Origin of the sequence: Kitasatospora sp. NPDC088391 (assembly GCF_044753345.1) — a bacterium.
Classification (GTDB): domain Bacteria; phylum Actinomycetota; class Actinomycetes; order Streptomycetales; family Streptomycetaceae; genus Kitasatospora.
Genome location: NZ_JBIVNB010000012.1, coordinates 60,610 through 80,737, shown reverse-complemented (window position 1 = coordinate 80,737; position 20,128 = coordinate 60,610). Strand labels below are relative to the sequence as shown.

The window sequence follows — 20,128 nt, the reverse complement described above, 5'->3', positions numbered from 1 at the left end:
AAGTTACCCGCCGGAGAGCACCCGGACCAGGTCCTGCGCGGTGCGGCACCGGTCGAGCAGTTCCTTGACGTGCTCCCGGGTGCCGCGCAGCGGCTCCATGGTGGGGACCCGCTGCAGGCTGTCGTGGCCGGGCAGGTCGAAGATGACGGAGTCCCAGGAGGCCGCGGCGACGTCGTCGGCGTACTGCTCCAGGCAGCGGCCGCGGAAGTACGCCCGGGTGTCCTCCGGGGGGCTGGAGACGGCCCGGCGGACCTCCTCCTCGGTGACCAGGCGCTCGAACCGGCCGCGGGCCTCCAGCCGGTTGTAGAGGCCCTTCTCGGCGCGCACGTCGCTGTACTGGAGGTCGACCAGCTGCAGCCGGGGGCTGTCCCAGTCGAGGCCGTCGCGGTTCCGGTAGCCCTCCAGGATCTCCTTCTTGGCGATCCAGTCGAGCTGCCGGGACAGGCTCATCGGGTCGCGCTCCAGCCGGCCCAGCACGTCCTCCCAGCGGGCCAGCACGTCCAGGGTCTGCTCGTCGGCGTCCTGGCCGTACTTGTCCTCGACGTACTTGCGGGCCAGTTCGCAGTACTCCATCTGGAGCTGGACGGCCGTCAGCTTGCGGCCGGAGCGCAGCGACACCAGGTGCTTGAGCTCGGGGTCGTGGGAGACCCGGTGCAGGGTGCGGACCGGCTGGTCGACGGCGAGGTCCACGGCGACGAAGCCGTCCTCGATCATCGACAGGACCAGCGCGGTGGTGCCGAGCTTGAGGTAGGTGGAGATCTCGGAGAGGTTGGCGTCGCCGATGATCACGTGCAGCCGGCGGTACTTCTCGGCGTCGGCGTGCGGCTCGTCCCGGGTGTTGATGATGGGGCGCTTGAGGGTGGTCTCCAGGCCGACCTCGACCTCGAAGTAGTCGGCGCGCTGGCTGATCTGGAAGCCGTGCCCGCCGCCCTCCTGGCCGAGCCCGACCCGGCCGGCGCCGCACACCACCTGGCGGGAGACGAAGAACGGGGTGAGGTGGCGGACGATGTCGGCGAACGGGGTGGCCCGCTGCATCAGGTAGTTCTCGTGGGTGCCGTAGGAGGCGCCCTTGTTGTCGGTGTTGTTCTTGTAGAGCAGGATGCGCTGCCCGTTGGGCAGCTCCAGCGCCCGTTCGGCGGCCGCCGCCATGATCCGCTCGCCGGCCTTGTCCCAGAGCACCGCGTCGCGCGGGTTGGTGACCTCGGGGGACGAGTACTCGGGGTGGGCGTGGTCGACGTAGAACCGGGCGCCGTTGGTGAGGATGACGTTGGCGAGGCCGATGTCCTCGTCGGTCAGCTGGCTGGAGTCCGCCACCTCCCGGGCCAGGTCGAAGCCCCGGGCGTCGCGGAGCGGGTTCTCCTCCTCGAAGTCCCAGCGGGCGCGGCGCGCCCGGTGCATCGCCGCCGCGTAGGCGTTGACGATCTGGGACGAGGTGAGCATGGCGTTGGCGTTCGGGTGGCCGGGCACCGAGATGCCGTACTCGGTCTCGATCCCCATCACGCGCCGTACGGTCATGCGGCCCTCCTAACCCGTCGGTACTGCCGGTGCAGACGCGCCGTCCGGCTGCGGTGCTCGGCGGGGCTCCGCAGCCGGACGGGGTGGTTCGCGTACTACAGGTACTGCCCCGTGTTGGCGACAGTGTCGATGGAGCGGCCGGACTCGGCGCCCTGCTTGCCGGTGACCAGGGTGCGGATGAAGACGATCCGCTCGCCCTTCTTGCCGGAGATGCGGGCCCAGTCGTCCGGGTTGGTGGTGTTCGGCAGGTCCTCGTTCTCCTTGAACTCGTCCACGCAGGCGGCGAGCAGGTGGGAGACGCGCAGACCGCGCTGGCCGTGGTCCAGGAAGTCCTTGATGGCCATCTTCTTGGCCCGGTCCACGATGTTCTGGATCATCGCGCCGGAGTTGAAGTCCTTGAAGTACAGGACCTCCTTGTCACCGTTGGCGTAGGTGACCTCCAGGAAGCGGTTCTCCTCGGTCTCGGTGTACATCCGCTCGACCACCGACTGGATCATCGCGGCGACCGTCGCGGGCAGCGAGCCCTCGTGCTCCTTGACGTCGTCCGGGTGGAACGGCAGCGAGTCCTTGAGGTACTTGGAGAAGATGTCCTTGGCCGCCTCGGCGTCCGGCCGCTCGATCTTGATCTTGACGTCCAGGCGGCCGGGCCGCAGGATCGCCGGGTCGATCATGTCCTCGCGGTTGGAGGCGCCGATGACGATGACGTTCTCCAGGCCCTCCACGCCGTCGATCTCGGCCAGCAGCTGCGGGACGATGGTGTTCTCCACGTCCGAGCTGACGCCGGAGCCGCGGGTGCGGAACAGCGACTCCATCTCGTCGAAGAAGACGATGACGGGCGTGCCCTCGCTCGCCTTCTCCCGGGCCCGCTGGAAGACCAGGCGGATCTGCCGCTCGGTCTCGCCGACGTACTTGTTGAGCAGCTCGGGGCCCTTGATGTTCAGGAAGTAGCTCTTGCCCTGCGGACGGCCCGTCACCTCGGCGACCTTCTTGGCCAGCGAGTTGGCGACCGCCTTGGCGATCAGCGTCTTGCCGCAGCCGGGCGGGCCGTAGAGCAGGACGCCCTTGGGCGGGCGCAGCTCGTACTCCTTGAACAGGTCCGCGTGCAGGTACGGGAGTTCGACCGCGTCGCGGATCTGCTCGATCTGGTTGCCGAGGCCGCCGATCTGGCGGTAGTCGATGTCCGGGACCTCTTCGAGGACCAGCTCCTCGACCTCGGACTTCGGCACCACCTCGTACACGTAGCCGGAGCGGGGCTCCAGCAGCAGCGCGTCGCCCGGGCGGAGCTTGAGGCCGTGCAGCGGTTCGGCGAGCCGGACCACCCGCTCCTCGTCGGTGTGGCCGGTGACCAGCGCGCGGTCGCCGCCCTCCAGCACCTCCTTGAGCGTGACGATCTCGCCGATCCGCTCGAACTCCATCGCCTCGACGACGTTCAGCGCCTCGTTGAGCATCACCTCCTGGCCGCGGCGCAGCTCGTCCAGCTCGACGCTGGGGCTGACGTTGACCCGGAGCTTGCGGCCCCCGGTGAAGATGTCGGCGGTGCCGTCCTCGTTCTTCTCGAGGAAGGTGCCGAATCCGGCCGGCGGCTGGGCGAGCCGGTCGACCTCCTCCTTGAGGGCCACGATCTGGTCGCGGGCCTCGCGCAGGGTGGCGACGAGCCTCTCGTTCTGGGCGGTCACACCGGCCAGACCGGTCTGCAGCTCGATGATCCGCTCTTCTAGGACCCTCGAACTGCGGGGGGAATCGGCGAGCCTGCGCCGGAGCACGGCGATCTCCTGCTCGAGGTACGAGACCTGCGCGGCCTCGTCGGACCCCCGTGCGGGCCTGCCGGCGCTGCGGTCGTAGTCGTCATCCTGGGCTGCCACGGTCCTCACCTCCTCCTGGGGGAGCTGGACGACCCAAACCTACCTGGGACCAGGGTCATGTAAACCCCTCAGTGATCGGAAGGTGGGTCGGGCGTGTCCGATTGGTCGCCCTGGGTGCTTCCCCTCTGACAAGGAGATGCCCACCGCTCAACGGTTCAAAGCAGCGCGGATGTATCGTGACAGGAATGTCCCCGAATGCAGGGGAGACGAGCGCAGAAACGGCAGGGGCAATGGCGGGGACGGGCGAGGCACTCGAAGTCTGGATCGATCAGGATCTGTGCACCGGGGACGGCATCTGCGCGCAGTACGCGCCCGAGGTCTTCGAACTCGACATCGACGGGCTGGCCTACGTGAAGGGCGCGGACGACGAGTTGCGCCAGCAGCCCGGCGAGACGGTTCCCGTCCCGCTGACGCTGCTGCAGGACGTGGTCGACTCGGTGAAGGACTGCCCGGGCGAGTGCATCCACGTCCGCCGGTCGGCGGACGGCGTCGAGGTGTACGGGCCGGAGGCGGACTGACCGTCCGTCAGACGGCGTGGACGGGCGTCCGGGTCTCGGTCTTCGTCCAGGTGTCGCCGCTGCGCGTCCAGACCAGCTCGACCTGGACGTCCGGGGCGAACCGGGGCACGTCGTCGGAGGAGTAGCCGCGGGCCTTGCCGCGGATCGAGCCGTCGCTGCGGATCACCAGCTCGGTGAGGGTGTAGCCGTCGGCGTCCCGCAGCAGTTGGACGGGCTTCGGCGAGTCGGCGCGCAGCAGGAACACCGCGTCCGGCGGGGTGCCCATGTCGGCCTGGCAGTGCGCGGCGACCACCGTCAGCGCGCTGCCGCCGACCGTCGCCGCGGCCTTCAGCGAGGTGGCGACCAGGAACGGCCCGCAGTCCATCGGCAGCGCGACCTTGGTGACGTCCACCGGCGGTGCCGCCGCCGGCTGCGCGACGGCCCCGCCGGCCGGCGTCACGGCCCCGGTCGCCGAGGTGCTCCCCAGTGCCCCGCCCACGACGGCCGCGCATCCCGCCGCGACCAGCGCCCAATGCCGCATCCCCACGCCACACCCCTTTCCGGTCCGCGCATCCTCGCACATCGGGGCCGGGGCGGGGCGTTCGGGGGCGCCGCGGACCGCGCGGAGCGGGAGCGCGCGCACGGCGGGGCCGCGGGGCGGGCACTGACGTGCCGTCACCTCGCGGCCCCGCGGTGCGCGCCGGGTCGGACCGGTCGGTCGGGGCCTACTCGGGCAGGTCCCTGGCGTCGTGCGAGGCCGCCTCGCGCTGCGCCTTGCGGATCGCCGCGCGCTCGGCGAGCGTCAGCTCGGTGTCCGGGCCGGTCTCGTAGTCCTCGCCGTAGGAGCCCTTGGCGGGGCGGCGGCGGCGCAGCGGGGGCTCGACGCCGTCGGCGAGGCGGCGGGAGGTGAGCAGGAAGCCGGTGTGGCCGATCATCCGGTGGTCCGGGCGGACGGCGAGGCCCTCCAGGTGCCAGGTGCGGACCATGGTCTCCCAGGCCTGCGGCTCGGTGAAGGTGCCGTGGTCGCGCAGCGCCTCGACGGTGCGCGACATCTGCGTGGTGGTGGCCACGTAGCAGCAGATCAGGCCGCCGGGGACGAGCGCCTTGGAGGCGACGTCCAGGCACTCCCAGGGGGCGAGCATGTCGAGGATGACCCGGTCGACGTCGGTCTCGACCAGGTTGTCCTGGAGGTCGCCGACGGTGAGCTTCCAGGCCGGGTGCGGGCCGCCGAAGTAGCGCTCGACGTTGCCCTTGGCGATGTCGGCGAAGTCCTGCCGGCGCTCGTAGGAGGCCAGCGAGCCGGTGTCGCCGACGGCGCGCAGCAGGTAGGTGGAGAGGGCGCCGGAGCCGACGCCCGCCTCGACCACCTTCGCGCCGGCGAAGATGTCGGCCATGGCCAGGATCTGCCCCGCGTCCTTGGGGTAGATCACGGCCGCGCCGCGCGGCATGGACAGGACGTAGTCGGGGAGCAGGGGGCGCAGCGCGAGGTACGGGACGTTGCCCGTCGTGCGGACGACCGTGCCCTCGGGAGCGCCGATCAGCTCGTCGTGCGGGAACATACCCTTGTGGGTGTGGAACTGGTTCCCGGCCTGGAGCGTGAACGTGTAGTGGCGGCCCTTGGGGTCGGTCAGCTGGACCTGGTCCCCGACCTGGAAGGGCCCGCGTCGGCGGGTGGCACCGGTCGGTTCGGACATGGGGGCCATCCTACGGGAGCCCGGGGGCTCCCCCGACCACATGATCAGTTCGCGCCGGCGGGGCGTCCCATCAGGGCGGCGGTGAGCCGGCGTTCGAGGTCGGTGAGGGAGAGCACGCCGTAGACGGTGCCGTCGGGGCGGACCACCAGGTACTCGGTGGCGGGGGCGCGGCGCAGGGTGTCGAGGATGTCCTCGCCGGCCAGGTCGACGGGGACGGTGAGGCCGGGTTCGAGGTCGCGGGAGACGGCGGTGACGGCGACCCAGGGGCGGCGGTGCTCGGGGATGCCGGTGACCGCGGACTCCTTGACCAGGGCGACCGGGCGGCCGGTGCCGTCGACCACCACGATGGCGCCGGCGTGGGCCTCGCGGGCCCGGCGCATGGCCTCGCCGAGGGGGGTGTCGGCGGGGACGTCGATGCTGCGGCGGGCCAGCTCGCGGACCTTGAGCCGGGGCAGCACCTGCTTGAGGCGGGCGTTGCGGAGCGCGCTCCCGGCGCCCTGCCAGATGATGAAGCCGAGGATCGCGGCGAGCACGCCGTCCAGCATGGCCTCGGCGCCGGAGCGTTCGACGTCCTGGGAGGAGCTGAAGATCGGCAGGCCGAGGACGACGGCGACGGCGAGCGCGCGGCCGGTCCAGACGGCGGCCAGGGTGCCCTTCATCGGGTCGCCGGTGAGGGCCCAGACCAGGGCGCGCAGCATCCGGCCGCCGTCCAGCGGCAGGCCGGGGAGGAAGTTGAAGGCGGCGACCACGAGGTTGGCGACCATCAGGCCGGCCAGCAGCACGCCGGGGACGGTGTCGGGGCGGACGGCGCGCAGGCCGAGCCAGAAGCCGCCGCCGAGCAGCAGCGAGAGCAGCGGGCCGACGAAGGCGAGCCAGAACTCCCGCCAGGGGGTCTCGGCCTCCTTCTCGATCTCGGAGATGCCGCCGAGGAACTGCAGCTGCACCCGGCGGACGCCCAGCTCGTACCTCAACCCGACGACGGTGTGGGCGAGTTCGTGGACCAGGACGGAGGCGTAGAAGGCGACGGCGAAGGAGAAGGCGAGCAGGTAGCGGGCGCCGCCGAGGTCGGGCAGCACGTCGGCGAGGCGGCTGCCGAAGAGCCAGGTGATCAGGCCCGCCACCAGGAACCAGGACGGGGTGACGTAGACGGGCACGCCGAACGGACGGCCCATCAGGATGGCGCCCCTGGGCCGGTCGTCCCTGTCGGGGGACTCCGGCTTCCCCGGCGCCCGCCCCTCGGTGTCGTTCACCCTGCTCCTTCCACCGTCCGTGCCGTCGGCCGCTGCTGCTCGTACGCTACGTGATCCCTCCCCGGGATCGGCGGCGCACCCCGCGCTCCCCCTCCTTGTACCCACCTGTTCGCCGGATGCCCCGGCCCGTGCGCCCGGGCGGTCCGTCCGGTGCAATAGGGTCGGGGCATGCAGCAGACCGAGCCCTCGCCCGCGCCGCGGCCGGCCTCCCGGCCGACCGGGCTGTCGCCGTCCCGGGCGGGCGACTTCATGACCTGCCCGCTGCTGTACCGGCTGCGGGTGATCGACCGGCTGCCGGAGCCGCCGAGCGCCGCGGCGACCCGCGGGACGCTGGTGCACGCCGTGCTGGAGCGGCTGTTCGACCACCCGCCGCAGGCGCGCACCCCGGAGCGGGCGCACGAGCTGGTGGCTCCGCAGTGGGAGCGGTTGCTGGGGGAACGGCCGGAGCTGGCCGAACTGTTCCCGGACGACCCGGCGGGTCTGGCGGGCTGGCTGACGGACGCCGGGAAGCTGGTCGACAAGTGGTTCCGGTTGGAGGACCCGACCCGGCTGCACCCGGTGGAGCGCGAGCTGTACGTGGAGACCGCGCTGGAGTCCGGGCTGCTGCTGCGCGGCTACATCGACCGGGTGGACGTCGCGCCGTCCGGCGAGGTCCGGCTGGTGGACTACAAGACCGGCCGGGCGCCCTCGCGGGACTTCGAGGGCAAGGCGATGTTCCAGATGAAGTTCTACGCGCTGGTGGTGTGGCGGTGGAAGGGCGTGGTCCCCAAGCGCCTGCAGCTGGTGTACCTGGGCGGCGGCGGGGACGTGGTCACGTACGACCCGGACGAGGCCGATCTGCTGGCGGTGGAGCGGAAGTTGGAGGCGCTGTGGGAGGCCGTCACGGCCGCGGTGGACTCCGGCGACTTCCCGGCGACCCGCAACCGGCTGTGCGACTGGTGCGACCACAAGGCGTCCTGCCCGGAGTTCGGCGGCACTCCCCCGCCGTACCCGCTGCCGCTCGCTACTGAGACCATTCCCGGCAAGGAGTCGTAGGTGACGATCCGTGTACTGCTGGTGGACGACCAGCCGCTGCTGCGCACCGGTTTCCGGATGATCCTGGAGGCGGAGTCCGACCTGGTGGTGGTCGGCGAGGCGGGCGACGGGCAGCAGGCGCTGGACCAGGTCCGCGCGCTGCAGCCGGACGTGGTGCTGATGGACATCCGGATGCCGCGGATGGACGGGGTGGAGGCGACCCGGCGGATCGCCGGCCCGGACCGCGGCGGCCCGGCGAAGGTGCTGGTGCTGACCACCTTCGACCTGGACGAGTACGTGGTGGAGGCGCTGCGCGCGGGCGCGTCGGGCTTCCTGCTGAAGGACGTGCCGGCCGAGGAGCTGGTGCAGGCGATCCGGGTGGTGGCGGACGGCGCGGCGATGCTGGCCCCGTCGGTGACGCGCCGGCTGCTGGACATGTACGCCGGCAAGCTGCCCTCGGGCGAGGAGGCGCCGCCGCAGGCGCTGACCGTCCTGACGGAGCGTGAGGTGGAGGTGCTGCGGCTGGTGGCGCGCGGCCTGTCGAACGCGGAGATCGCGGCCGAGCTGTTCGTCAGCGAGACCACGGTGAAGACGCACGTGGGGCACGTGCTGACCAAGCTCCAGCTGCGCGACCGGGTGCAGGCGGCGGTGTACGCCTACGAGTCGGGGCTGGTGCGCCCCGGCGCGATCTGAGCCCGCACGCACGCGCCGCGGCCCGCCGCCCCTTCCGGGGTGGCGGGCCGCGGCGCTTGGCGAAACGTCACTTCTTGGTGCCGGTGCGGCCGACCAGCCAGAGCCGGAAGACGCCGGTGTTGTCCACGGTGGAGTCGACGCCGGAGATGCCGTTCTTGTAGACGTAGAACGACTTGTTCTGGAACAGCGGGATCATCGGGACGCCGTCGGCCAGCAGCTTCTGGATCTGGTCGTAGGCGCCGCCGCCGGAGCGGTCGGTGAGCTTGATCGAGTCCGGCACCAGCTTGGTGCTGATCTGCGGGTTGTCCCAGCCGTTGTGGAAGGCGCCGCCGTCGACCACCAGCGGGCTGATGTAGTCGTCGGCGTCGGCGTAGTCGGGGGTCCAGCCGACGGTGTACGCCTGGTAGCTGCCGTTCTTCCAGCCGGCCTGGTAGGCCGTCCAGTCGGGCTCCTGGGCGACGGTGACCTGGAACAGGCCGCCGTTCTCCAGCTGCTTCTTGAGCTGCTCCCCCTCGGCGGCGCCGGCCCGGGCCCGCGACCAGGTGAGGTTGATCTTGACCGGGGTGGCGACGTGCGCGTTGGCCAGGATGCGCTTGGCCTTGGCGACGTCGGCCTCGCCGTACTTGTCGAAGAAGGCGGTGTTGTGGCCCGCGACGCCGGCCGGGACGACGGAGTACAGCGGCTGCACGGTGCCCGCGTACACGTCGTGGGCGAGCGCGCCGCGGTTCATCAGCTGGGCCGCGGCCTGCCGGACGGCCGGGTTGCCGGTGGTCTCGTTCTTGGTGTTGAAGACCAGGTAGCGGGTGTCGCCGCCGGCGCCGTCGGCGACCTTGAGGTTGCCCTTGCCGACCTGGTCGTCGTCCTTGATCTGGGCCGAGATGGTCGGGTCCAGGCTGTTGTCGGTGAGGTCGATGTCGCCGTTGTCGAGGGCGCTCTTCAGGCCCTCCGGCTTGTCGTAGTACCGGATCGTGAACTTGCTGTTCTCCAGCTTGGCGTTGCCCTGGTAGCCGGAGTTGGCGCTGAGCACAACCTTGCTCGGGGCCTTGCCGTTCATCTCGACCGAGTCGATCTTGTACGGGCCGGAGCCGATCAGCTTGTCGTTGCCGAGCAGCTTGTCCGCGGGGAAGACCTGGTGGTCGACGATCGCGCCGGCCGCCGAGGCGAGCTTCGCCGGGAGGACCGCGTCGGGGGTCTCCAGGTGGAAGGTGATCTCGCGGTCGCCCGCCGTCTCCACCGACTTGATGGTGGAGAGCAGGGAGGACGGGCCGGACGGGTCGTCGATCTTCTTGGTGCGCTCGATCGAGAACTTGACGTCCTGGGCGGTCAGCGGGTGGCCGTTGGAGAACTTCAGCCCGGACTTGAGGGTGCACTTGTACGTCAGCGCGTCGGCGCTGGTGAACTGGCAGGCCTCGGCGGCCTCCGGCTGCGCGACGGTGGCGCCGGCCGGGAAGGTCAGCAGCGACTGGAAGGTGTTGTTGAGGATCAGCCAGGAGCCCACGTCGTACGCGCCGGCCGGGTCCAGCGTGCTGGTGACGCTGGTGGTGCCCATGGTGATCGCGCCGCCCCCGCCGTCACCGCCGGAGGCGACCTTCTCCACGGAGGCGCAGCCGGCCGCGGTGGAGACGACGAGCGCTGCGCAGCCGAGCACGGCCAGGCGGTTGGGCGTAGTCATGCGGGGTGGTCTTCCTCACTGCGTGCGGCCGGCAGTCGCCGGTGGCCCGGCGGCCGGCGCCGGGGTGGGGCGGCGGCCGCGGGTCTGGTACGACCGCGCGCGCCCGTTCTCCGGGGTCTCCCGGCGGTGGACGGCGCACGGTATGGGGACTGATCGGTTGTAGCGTGCCACATCGGTTCCGGGCGGGTGCCGGAGGTCCGGCGGGCGCGGGGGCCGCGGGCGGGTGATCGTCCCCGGGCGGCCGACGAGTTGTCAGCCAATGCCCGTTTTCGCACCTCTTGACGGACACGTTCCGCATAGCACCGGGAGCGGAAAGAAACCGGCGTTGCGCCGGAGCGAGACGAAGCTCACACCCGGGTGGCGACCAGGCCGCGCAGCAGGTCGAGGTCGACGCGTTCCAGCGAGGGCAGCACCAGTCGGCCGGGGGCGGGCTCGATCGGGGCGATCGAGGGGACGGCGACGACGGGGCAGCCGGCCGCCTCGGCGGCGGCCACGCCGGTGGGGGTGTCCTCCACGACCACGCAGCGGGCCGGGTCGGCGCCGAGCCGGGCGGCGGCGGCCAGGTAGGGGTCGGGGTGCGGCTTGGTGCGCGGGACCTCGTCGCCGGCCACGGTGAAGGCGAAGTGCTCGGCGCCCAGGCTGCGCAGCACGATGTCGATGATGTGCCGGTGCGAGGCGGACACCAGGGCGGTCGGGACGCCGTGCGCGGCCAGCGTGTTGAGCAGCCGTTCGGCGCCGGGCATCAGCGGGACGCCGCCGGCCAGCAGGTCGACGAAGCGCCCGTTGATGCGCTCGGTGAGTTCGGCGGCGGTGAGGGTGGTGCCGGTGCGGGCGGTGAGGTAGTCGATGACCCGGGTCATCGGGCCGCCGACCACGTGGGTGCGGTCCTCCGCGGTGAGCCGGTGGCCGAGCCCGGCGAACAGGTCGACCTCGGCCTGCCACCACAGGTCCTCGGTGTCGACCAGGGTGCCGTCCATGTCGAGCAGCACCGCCTGCAGGCCGCTGTCCTCGCCGTCCCCGCCGATGCGGACCGGGGTCGAGACCGTCGTCATGCGCGCCGTCCTTCCTGCTGGATGCCCCGGCGCGAGCGCCTCCGGGGATGGCACGGGCCGGCCCGCTGGTCTGCGGACCGGCCCGTTCAGGATCATCAAGGATACGCCCGCCGGGGTGCTTTGCACCGGACGGTGGCGGGGCGAACGGATGATCTCCGGTTGAAGTTCTACCGCGCGTTGAAGTACTTGGCCTCGGGGTGGTGCAGCACGATGGCGTCGGTGGACTGCTCGGGGTGCAGCTGGTACTCCTCGGAGAGGATCACGCCGACCCGTTCGGGCTTCAGCAGTTCGGCGATCTTGGCCCGGTCCTCCAGGTTGGGGCAGGCGCCGTAGCCGAGCGAGAAGCGGGCGCCGCGGTACTTGAGCGCGAACATGTCCTTGACGTCCTGCGGGTCCTCGTCGCCGAAGCCGAGTTCGTAGCGGACCCGGGCGTGCCAGAACTCGGCCAGCGCCTCGGCCAACTGGACGGACAGGCCGTGCAGTTCGAGGTAGTCGCGGTAGGAGTCGCCGGCGAACAGCTCGTTGGCGGCCTCGGAGATCCGGTTGCCCATGGTGACGACCTGGAGGCCGACCACGTCGCGTTCGCCGGACTCCTCGGGGCGGAAGAAGTCGGCCAGGCAGAGGCGGCGGCCGCGGCGCTGGCGGGGGAAGGTGAACCGGGTCAGCTCGGAGCCGTCCTCGCGGTACAGGACCAGGTCGTCGGCCTTGGAGTTGGCGGGGAAGTAGCCGTAGACGACGGCGGGCTCCAGCCAGCCCTCGGTCTGCAGCCGGTCCAGCCAGCCGCGCAGCCGGGGGCGGCCCTCGGTCTCCACCAACTCCTCGTAGGACGGGCCGCCGGCCCGGCCGCCCTTGAGGCCCCACTGGCCCTTGAACAGGGCGTCCTCGTCGAGCCAGGAGGCGTAGTCCTGGAACGGGATGCCCTTGATGATCCGGTCGCCCCAGAACGGCGGGACGGGGACGGGGTTGTCGACGGCGACGTCGGAGCGGATCTGGCCGAGGTTGACCTCCTCCGGCTCCTCGACCTCGACCCGGGCGTGCCGGCGCTTGCGCAGTTCGGGCAGGGCGGCGCCGGGGACGCCGCGCTTGACGCCGATCAGGGCGTCCATCAGGCGCAGGCCCTCGAAGGCGTCGCGGGCGTAGCGGACCTCGCCGTCGTAGATCTCGTGCAGGTCCTGCTCGACGTAGGCGCGGGTGAGGGCGGCGCCGCCGAGGATGACCGGGTAGTCGGCGGCCAGGCCGCGCTGGTTGAGCTCCTCCAGGTTCTCCTTCATGATCACCGTGGACTTGACCAGCAGGCCGGACATGCCGATCACGTCGGCCCGGTGCTCCTGGGCGGCTTCCAGGATCGCCGAGACCGGCTGCTTGATGCCGAGGTTGACGACGTTGTAGCCGTTGTTGGAGAGGATGATGTCGACCAGGTTCTTGCCGATGTCGTGCACGTCGCCCTTGACGGTGGCGAGCACGATGGTGCCCTTGCCCTCGCTGTCGGACTTCTCCATGTGCGGTTCGAGGTGGGCGACGGCGGCCTTCATCACCTCGGCGGACTGCAGCACGAACGGCAGCTGCATCTCGCCGGAGCCGAACAGCTCGCCGACCACCTTCATGCCGGACAGCAGCGTGTCGTTGATGATCTCCAGGGCCGGGCGCTCCGCCAGGGCGGCGTCCAGGTCGGCCTCCAGGCCGTTGCGCTCGCCGTCGATGATCCGGCGCTGCAGGCGCTCCTCCAGCGGGAGGGCGGCCAGTTCCTCGGCCTTGGACGCGGCGCTGGAGGCGGCGGAGACGCCCTCGAAGAGCTGGAGCAGCTTCTGCAGCGGGTCGTAGCCCTCGCTGCGGCGGTCGTAGACCAGGTCGAGGGCGGTCTGCCGGCGGTCCTCGGGGATGCGGTTCATCGGGAGGATCTTGGCGGCGTGCACGATCGCGGAGTCCAGGCCGGCCTCCACGCACTCGTGCAGGAAGACCGAGTTGACGACCTGTCGGGCGGCCGGGTTGAGGCCGAAGGAGATGTTCGACAGGCCGAGGGTGGTCTGCACGTCCGGGTGGCGGCGCTTGAGCTCGCGGATCGCCTCGATGGTCTCGATGCCGTCGCGGCGGGACTCCTCCTGGCCGGTGGCCAGGGTGAAGGCCAGGCAGTCGACCAGGATCGAGGACTCGTCGATGCCGTACTCGCGGCCCAGCTGCTCGATCAGGCGCTCGGCGATGGCGACCTTGGCCTCGGCGGTGCGGGCCTGGCCCTGCTCGTCGATGGTGAGCGCGATCAGGCCGGCGCCGTGCTCGCGGGCCAGCGAGGCGATCCGCCCGAACCGGGTGTCGGGGCCGTCGCCGTCCTCGTAGTTGACGGAGTTGAGGACGGCCCGGCCGCCGAGCATCTCCAGGCCGGCCTTGAGCACCGGCGGCTCGGTGGAGTCCAGCACGATCGGCAGGGTGGAGGCGGTGGCGAGCCGGCCGGCGAGTTCGCGCATGTCGGCGACGCCGTCCCGGCCGACGTAGTCGACGCACAGGTCGAGCAGGTGGGCGCCCTCGCGGATCTGCTCGCGGGCGATCTCCACGCAGGTCTGCCAGTCCGCGGCGAGCATCGCCTCGCGGAACTTCTTGGAGCCGTTGGCGTTGGTGCGCTCGCCGATCGCCAGGTAGGAGGTGTCCTGCCGGAACGGCACCGCCTGGTAGAGCGAGGCGGCCGCGGCCTCCGGCTTCGGGTGGCGGGGCGTCAGCGGCAGGCCCTGGACCCGCTCGACCACCTGGCGCAGGTGCTCGGGGGTGGTGCCGCAGCAGCCGCCGACCAGGGCCAGGCCGTAGTCGCGGACGAACGCCTCGTGGGCGTCGGCGAGTTCGCTCGGGCTGAGCGGGTAGTGCGCGCCGTCCTTGGTGAGCACCGGCAGGCCGGCGTTCGGCATGCAGGAGAGCGCGACCTTGGCGTTCTTCGCCAGGTAGCGCAGGTGCTCGCTCATCTCGGCGGGGCCGGTGGCGCAGTTCATGCCGATGAAGTCGATGCCGAGCGGCTCCAGGGCGGTCAGCGCCGCGCCGATCTCGGAGCCGAGCAGCATGGTGCCGGTGGTCTCCACCGTGACCTGGGCGAGGACCGGCAGGTCGAGGCCGGCCTCGGCGAGCGCGGCCTTGCAGCCCAGCACCGCGGCCTTGGTCTGCAGCAGGTCCTGGCTGGTCTCGATCAGCAGCGCGTCGGCGCCGCCCGCGACCAGGCCGGCCGCGTTCAGCCGGAAGCCCTCGCGGACCACCTCGAAGGTGGTGTGGCCGAGCGTCGGCAGCTTGGTGCCGGGGCCGATCGAGCCGAGCACCCAGCGGGTCCGGCCGTCCCGCGCGGTGAAGGCGTCGGCGGTCTCCCGGGCGATCCGGGCGCCCGCCTCGGAGAGCTCGAAGATCCGGTCGGGGATGTCGTACTCGGCCAGCGCCCAGTGGTTGGCGCCGAAGGTGTTGGTCTCCACGCAGTCCACGCCGACCGCGAAGTACGCCTCGTGGACCGAGCGCACGATGTCGGGGCGGGTGACGTTCAGGACCTCGTTGCAGCCCTCGAGCTGCTGGAAGTCCTCCATCGTCGGCTCCTGCGCCTGGAGCATGGTGCCCATCGCCCCGTCGGCCACCACGACTCGGGTGGCGAGGGCCTGGCGCAGGGCGTCGGCGCGGTCCTGCGGGGCGGGCGTGGGTACAACGGTGGCCATGGGGCTGCTCCCTGAGTGCGACGGCTGTCGGCTATGCGGCCCCACCGGTACCGGGGGCGCACCCCGCCAGGGTATCGGCCCGCGGACGGTGCGACGGAACCCGTTTCGCATCGTGGGCGTCCTTGTCCACCGGAAGGGAGCACGATCATGCCCGTTGCGGGGGAACAGAGCCGGTGGCAGCGCGCCGGGGAGGTGCTGCGTCCGTCCGAATGGCGGACACTGCCGGGCCGGGCGGCCCGCCGGGTGCGGGCGCGGCGGCGCTGGGGCCGGCGGCGGCGGGTGCTGACGGCGCTCGGCCTGCTCGCCGTGCTGCTGGTCGCGCCGGTGGTCGCCGCGGCCGGGTGCCTGCAGGTCGCGTACGCGGGCGACCCGGCGGCCGACGCCCGCACCCGGGGCCGGGACGCGCTCTGGCTCGGCCACGCCTGGGTGGACGGGCGCCGCAGCGACGCCGAGCTGAAGGCGCTGGCCGGGCAGCTGCGCGGCACCGGCATCCGCGACCTGTACGTGCACACCGGCCCGCTGGAGCACGACGGTTCGCTGGACCCGGCGCTGGCGCCGAGGGCGGCGGACTTCGTGGCCCGGGCGCACGCGGCGCTGCCCGGGGTGCGGGTGCAGTCCTGGCTGGGCGACGTGGTGGCGCCCGAGAAGGACGGCCTGCACCTGGACCGGGACGACGTCCGGGAGCGGATCGCCGCCTCCGCGCGGCAGGTCCTCGACCTGGGCTTCGACGGCGTCCACCTGGACCTGGAGCCGGTGCACTCCGGCTCCCCCGGTTTCCTGGCGCTGCTGGACCGGGTGCGGGTGCTGACCCGCTCGCGCGGGGTGCCGCTGTCCGTGGCCGCCCCGCAGATCGACCCGGTGCCGGGCCTGGGCCGGGTGACCTTCGCGCTGAGCGGCCACGGCAAGTACTGGTCGGCGGAGTACTTCGGGGCGGTGGCCGGGCGGGTCGACCAGGTCGCGGTGATGTCCTACGACACCGGGATGCCGGTGGAGTCGCTGTACGGCGGCTACGTCGCCCGGCAGACCGGACTGGCGCTCGCGCACACGCCCGCCGGCGTCGACCTGCTGATGGGCCTGCCCGCCTACTGGGCCGACACGCCCTCCCACCGCGGTGACGCCGAGACCGTCCGGGCCGCCGTCCGGGGCGCCCGCCTCGCCCTCGGCCCGGGCGCCCGGCAGAACTTCGGCCTCGCCCTCTACGTGGACTTCGCCGCCACCCCGGACCACTGGGCGGCCTACCGGGACGGCTGGTGCGCCTGACGGCCGCTCAGCCCTCCGGCCCGGCGGGGACCGTCTCGTACGCGTACCCGTCCCGGCGCAGGGCCCGGACCAGGGCCTCGACCTCGACGGCGGTTCCGAGCGGGCGGCCGGCCTTCGCCGCGCGCAGCAGGCCGATCGCCTCGGCCGGGCCGAGGTCGAGGAGGGTCCGCAGGTGGCGGGCGGCCGCGACGGTGCCGTCCCGGCCCTCCACCGGGCGGGGCCGGAAGCCGCCGTGCTGCGCCAGCAGGCCCTGTCTGAGGTCCTCCGGCCCGGGCCCGTCGCCCCAGTCGTCACTGACCAGGCCGCAGCCCTCGCACTGCCATTCGTCGAACCAGCCGAACTTCCCGGCCGCGATCTGCTGCCCCCGCGAAGCCGTCACGCCGTGACCGCACCCGTCGCAGGTCACCTCGTACTCGAGCGAGCGGCACACCGGTCCCGATTCCCGTTCCCGTTCCCGTTCCATCCGCGCATTCTCGCGGTTCCGGTCACCTCAGCCAGACGGCGGTGTCGGTGGGGAGCCGGCCGTCCGTCAACTCCCCGCTGGCCAGCAGGACTTCGCCGTCGAGCGGGAGGGGGGCGGCGGAGAGGTTGACCAGGCAGCGGACGTCGCCGCGGCGGAGGGCGAGGACGCCTTCGGGGGCGTCGGTGTCCCAGCCGAAGGGGCCGCGCAGTTCGGTGCGGCGGAGTCGGAGGCCGGTGCGGTAGAGGGTGAGCATCGAGGCGGGGTCGTGCTGCTGGGCCTCGACGGTGAGCGGGGCCCAGTCGGCGGGTTGGGGGAGCCAGGGGGCGGCGCCGTCGCGGGTGAAGCCGTAGGGCGGGTGGTCGCCGCTCCAGGGCAGCGGGACGCGGCAGCCGTCGCGGCCGGGGTCGGTGCCGCCGGAGCGGAAGTGCATCGGGTCCTGGAGGGTGTCGAGCGGGAGGTCCTCGACCTCGGGCAGGCCGAGTTCCTCGCCCTGGTAGAGGTAGAGGGCGCCGGGGAGGGCCATCGTGAGGAGGGCGGCGGCGCGGGCCCGGCGGCGGCCGAGGTCCAGGTCGGTGGGGGTGTCGAAGGTCTTGGCGGTGAAGGCGAAGCGGGTGTCGGCGCGGCCGTAGCGGGTGACGGTGCGGGTGACGTCGTGGTTGGCGAGCACCCAGGTGGCGGGGGCGTCGACGGGGGCGTGCGCGGCGAGCGTGGTGTCGATGGAGGCGCGCAGTTCGGCGGCGTCCCAGGGGCGGGCGAGGAAGTCGAAGTTGAACGCGGTGTGCATCTCGTCCGGGCGCAGGTAGCGGGCGAAGCGTTCGGCGTCGGGCACCCAGATCTCGCCGATCAGGACGCGCGGCTGCGCGTAGGAGTCGGCGATGGCCCGCCAGGAGCGGTAGATGGCGTGCAGGTCGTCGCGGTCGAGGTAGGGGTGCGGGTCGGTGCCGTCGGCCAGGTCGGGGAGGGCGGGGTCCTTGGCGAGCAGGCCGGCCGAGTCGATCCGGACGCCGGCGGCGCCGCGGTCGAACCAGAACCGGAGGATCTCCTCGTGCTCGGTGCGGACCAGCGGGTGGTCCCAGTTGAGGTCGGGTTGGGCGGCGGCGAACAGGTGGAGGTACCACTGGCCGTCCTCGACCCTGGTCCAGGGGCAGCCGCCGAACTCGGACCTCCAGTCGTTGGGCGGGAGTTCGCCGCTCTCGCCGCGGCCCTCGCGGAAGTGGAACAGTTCGCGTTCGGGGCTGCCGGGGGCGGCGGCGAGGGCGGCCCGGAACCACGGGTGCCGGTCGGAGACGTGGTTGGGCACGACGTCGACGATGGTGCGGATGCCGTGCCCGGCGGCCTCGGCGATCAGCTTCTCGGCGTCCGGGAGGGTGCCGAACAGCGGGTCGACGTCCCGGTAGTCGGCGACGTCGTAGCCGCCGTCGGCCATCGGGGAGGGGTACCAGGGGTTGAACCAGACGGCGTCGACGCCGAGTTCGGCGAGGTACGGGAGCTTTGCGCGTACTCCGGCGAGGTCCCCGGTGCCGTCGCCGTTGCCGTCGGCGAAACTGCGCGGGTACACCTGGTAGATCGCCGCGTTCCGCCACCACTGCTCTGACACGGTCCGGGTTTCCTTTCGGGAGGGGGAGGGCGGGTTCAGCCCTTGAGGCTGCCCGCGGTGAGGCCGGCCATGATGTTGCGCTGGAAGACCAGGAACAGGGCGATGGTCGGGATCGAGGCGAGGAAGAGTCCGGCGATCAGGGTGTTCTGCGGCATCGAGGTGGCCGCGGTGTTGACGCCGACGTTGAGGGTCTCGTGCTCGGGGACGGTGATCAGCGGCCAGAGGAAGTCCTTCCAGACCGCGACCAGGCCGAAGATCGAGACCACGCCGAGGATCGGCCGGGACAGCGGCAGGATCACCGACCGGAGCGTGCGCAGCGGGCCCGCCCCGTCGATGGCGGCCGCATCGAGCAGCTCGTTGGGGATCGAGTCGAAGAACCGCTTGAGCAGGAAGACGTTGAACGCGTTGGCCACGGTGGGCAGCCAGATCACCCAGGGGGTGTTCATCAGGTTGACGTGGATCAGCGGCAGGTCGAGCACCGTCAGGTACTGCGGGATGACCAGGGCTGCGGCCGGGATCATCATCGAGGCCAGCATCATGCCGAGGATCACGTTGCCGAAGATCGGGCGCAGCTTGGAGAGCGAGTAGGCGGCGGCGACGCAGAAGATCAGCTGCAGGAGCAGGGCGCCGCCGGCGTAGACGACGGTGTTGAGCAGGAGCTGGCCCATGCCGAGGCGGTCCCAGGCCTCGGTGAAGGCGTGCGTGCCGGGGTTCTCCGGGACGAGGGTGGGCGGGGTGCGGACGAGTTCCTGGGAGGACTTGAAGCCGCCGGTGGCCATCCAGTAGAGCGGGCCGACGAAGACGGTGGTGGCGACGGCCAGGGTGAGGCCGAGCACGATCCGGTAGATCCGGCGGCCGCCGGGCTGGTTGAGCCGGACCGGCGAGATCAGGGTCCGGGTTCCGCTGTGGACGGGCTTGCTCATGGTCACTCCTCCCCGCCCCGGCGCTCCAGCCACAGGTAGAGGGCGGAGAAGGCGCCGAGCACCAGCAGCAGGACGACGCCCAGTGCGGCCGCGGTGTTGAACTTGTCGAAGTTGAACGCGTAGTTGTAGAGCAGGTAGACCACGGTGGTGGTCGATCCCTGGGGTCCGCCGCCGGTGAGGACGAAGGACTCGGTGAACATCTGCATGGTGGCGACCACCTGCAGCATCAGCATCAGCGAGAGGATCAGCCGGGTCTGCGGCACGGTGACGTGCCAGATCCGGCGCAGCAGGCCGGCGCCGTCGAGTTCGGCAGCCTCGTAGAGCTCGCCGGGGATGGACTGCAGGGCGGCCAGGTAGACCAGGGTGGCGCTGCCCATGTTGGCCCAGGTGGAGACGATGACCAGGGAGAACATCGCGGTGTCCTGCGAGGCCAGCCAGGACGAGGTGGGCAGGTGCAGGAAGCCCAGGATCTGGTTGAAGAGGCCGTAGCCGGGGTCCATGAAGTACTTGAACAGCAGGATGCCCGCGACCGGGGGCAGCATCACGGGCAGGTAGACCAGGATGCGCAGGTAGCTCTGGGCGTGCCGGAACTCGTTGATCACGATGGCGGTGACGAACGGGGCGACGAAGCCGAAGAAGAGGGCGATGCCGGTGAACTCGAGGGTGTGGCCCCAGGCGGGCCAGAACTCGGGGTCGGCGAAGATCTGCCGGAAGTTGTCGAGTCCGACCCAGTGGGTCTCTCCGTAGCGGACCTTCTGGAACGACATGACGATCTCACGGACCATCGGGTACCAGGTGAACAGCGCGAAGCAGAGCAGGGCGCCGATCAGGAAGGCGTGGGCGCGCAGGTTCCGGGCGAGGGAGCGGCGCAGTCGGCCGCCGCCGCTCCGGTCGGGGGTGCGGGCCGTGTCGGCTCGGGGCCGCCCGCGGGTCAGTGTGGTGGTCATGGGTGGTGACTCCTCGTC

At 71.8% G+C, this 20,128-nt stretch carries 16 protein-coding genes; 4 read left to right on the top strand and 12 right to left on the bottom strand.

The window, feature by feature from the left end; genetic code table 11:
* Window positions 1-3 precede the first annotated feature (3 nt).
* Both dop and arc read right to left on the bottom strand, forming a co-directional pair.
* Complete coding sequence (gene dop / locus ACIQBJ_RS29500) at window positions 4-1,515, bottom strand: depupylase/deamidase Dop (RefSeq protein WP_400716538.1); 1,512 nt, start codon at window positions 1,513-1,515, stop codon at window positions 4-6.
* 95 nt (window positions 1,516-1,610) lie between these two features.
* Window positions 1,611-3,377: a proteasome ATPase gene (gene arc / locus ACIQBJ_RS29495; RefSeq protein WP_400716536.1), complete on the bottom strand. Its 1,767-nt coding sequence runs from the start codon at window positions 3,375-3,377 to the stop codon at window positions 1,611-1,613.
* 230 nt (window positions 3,378-3,607) lie between these two features.
* On the opposite strand from arc, the gene ACIQBJ_RS29490 reads away from it, so the two are divergent.
* A complete protein-coding gene (locus ACIQBJ_RS29490) occupies window positions 3,608-3,895 on the top strand; it encodes a ferredoxin (protein WP_400716534.1) in 288 nt (95 codons plus the stop codon).
* A gap of 7 nt (window positions 3,896-3,902) precedes the next feature.
* Here ACIQBJ_RS29490 and ACIQBJ_RS29485 read toward each other — a convergent pair whose 3' ends face one another.
* The 3 genes from ACIQBJ_RS29485 to ACIQBJ_RS29475 form a co-directional block, all read right to left on the bottom strand.
* Window positions 3,903-4,421, bottom strand: coding sequence for a hypothetical protein (locus ACIQBJ_RS29485; RefSeq protein WP_400716532.1), 519 nt, complete (start codon window positions 4,419-4,421; stop codon window positions 3,903-3,905).
* A gap of 178 nt (window positions 4,422-4,599) precedes the next feature.
* The gene (locus ACIQBJ_RS29480; protein WP_400716530.1) at window positions 4,600-5,568 is read right to left on the bottom strand and encodes a tRNA (adenine-N1)-methyltransferase; all 969 of its coding nucleotides are present in this window, start codon (window positions 5,566-5,568) and stop codon (window positions 4,600-4,602) included.
* Window positions 5,569-5,612: 44 nt separating this feature from the next.
* Window positions 5,613-6,818 carry a site-2 protease family protein gene (locus ACIQBJ_RS29475; protein ID WP_400716528.1) on the bottom strand — a complete coding sequence of 402 codons (1,206 nt, stop codon included), beginning with the start codon at window positions 6,816-6,818 and terminating at the stop codon, window positions 5,613-5,615.
* Window positions 6,819-6,986: 168 nt separating this feature from the next.
* Between ACIQBJ_RS29475 and ACIQBJ_RS29470 the strand changes: the two genes are divergently transcribed.
* A complete protein-coding gene (locus ACIQBJ_RS29470; protein WP_400716526.1) occupies window positions 6,987-7,853 on the top strand; it encodes a RecB family exonuclease in 867 nt (288 codons plus the stop codon).
* Window positions 7,854-8,525, top strand: coding sequence for a response regulator (locus ACIQBJ_RS29465; protein ID WP_400716524.1), 672 nt, complete (start codon window positions 7,854-7,856; stop codon window positions 8,523-8,525).
* Between the two features lie 67 nt (window positions 8,526-8,592).
* On the opposite strand, the gene ACIQBJ_RS29460 is transcribed toward ACIQBJ_RS29465, so the two are convergent.
* The 3 genes from ACIQBJ_RS29460 to metH all read right to left on the bottom strand — a co-directional run bounded on the left by ACIQBJ_RS29460 (window position 8,593) and on the right by metH (window position 14,920).
* Window positions 8,593-10,197, bottom strand: a complete 1,605-nt coding sequence (locus ACIQBJ_RS29460) for an ABC transporter substrate-binding protein (RefSeq protein ID WP_400716522.1) — start codon at window positions 10,195-10,197, stop codon at window positions 8,593-8,595.
* Between the two features lie 347 nt (window positions 10,198-10,544).
* Window positions 10,545-11,249: an HAD family hydrolase gene (locus ACIQBJ_RS29455; protein WP_400716520.1), complete on the bottom strand. Its 705-nt coding sequence runs from the start codon at window positions 11,247-11,249 to the stop codon at window positions 10,545-10,547.
* A 167-nt stretch (window positions 11,250-11,416) separates the two neighbouring features.
* Window positions 11,417-14,920, bottom strand: coding sequence for a methionine synthase (gene metH / locus ACIQBJ_RS29450; protein ID WP_400716518.1), 3,504 nt, complete (start codon window positions 14,918-14,920; stop codon window positions 11,417-11,419).
* 147 nt (window positions 14,921-15,067) lie between these two features.
* Between metH and ACIQBJ_RS29445 the strand changes: the two genes are divergently transcribed.
* Window positions 15,068-16,180, top strand: coding sequence for a hypothetical protein (locus tag ACIQBJ_RS29445; protein WP_400716516.1), 1,113 nt, complete (start codon window positions 15,068-15,070; stop codon window positions 16,178-16,180).
* 7 nt (window positions 16,181-16,187) lie between these two features.
* On the opposite strand, the gene ACIQBJ_RS29440 is transcribed toward ACIQBJ_RS29445, so the two are convergent.
* From ACIQBJ_RS29440 to ACIQBJ_RS29425, 4 genes are all read right to left on the bottom strand, one after another.
* Complete coding sequence (locus ACIQBJ_RS29440; protein ID WP_400716514.1) at window positions 16,188-16,559, bottom strand: hypothetical protein; 372 nt, start codon at window positions 16,557-16,559, stop codon at window positions 16,188-16,190.
* A gap of 106 nt (window positions 16,560-16,665) precedes the next feature.
* Entirely contained in the window at window positions 16,666-18,240 is a 1,575-nt protein-coding gene (locus tag ACIQBJ_RS29435; protein WP_400716512.1) for a glycoside hydrolase family 13 protein, read from the bottom strand.
* Between the two features lie 35 nt (window positions 18,241-18,275).
* Window positions 18,276-19,163, bottom strand: a complete 888-nt coding sequence (locus ACIQBJ_RS29430) for a carbohydrate ABC transporter permease (protein WP_400716510.1) — start codon at window positions 19,161-19,163, stop codon at window positions 18,276-18,278.
* A 2-nt stretch (window positions 19,164-19,165) separates the two neighbouring features.
* A complete protein-coding gene (locus ACIQBJ_RS29425) occupies window positions 19,166-20,110 on the bottom strand; it encodes a carbohydrate ABC transporter permease (RefSeq protein ID WP_400716508.1) in 945 nt (314 codons plus the stop codon).
* Window positions 20,111-20,128: the final 18 nt, after the last annotated feature.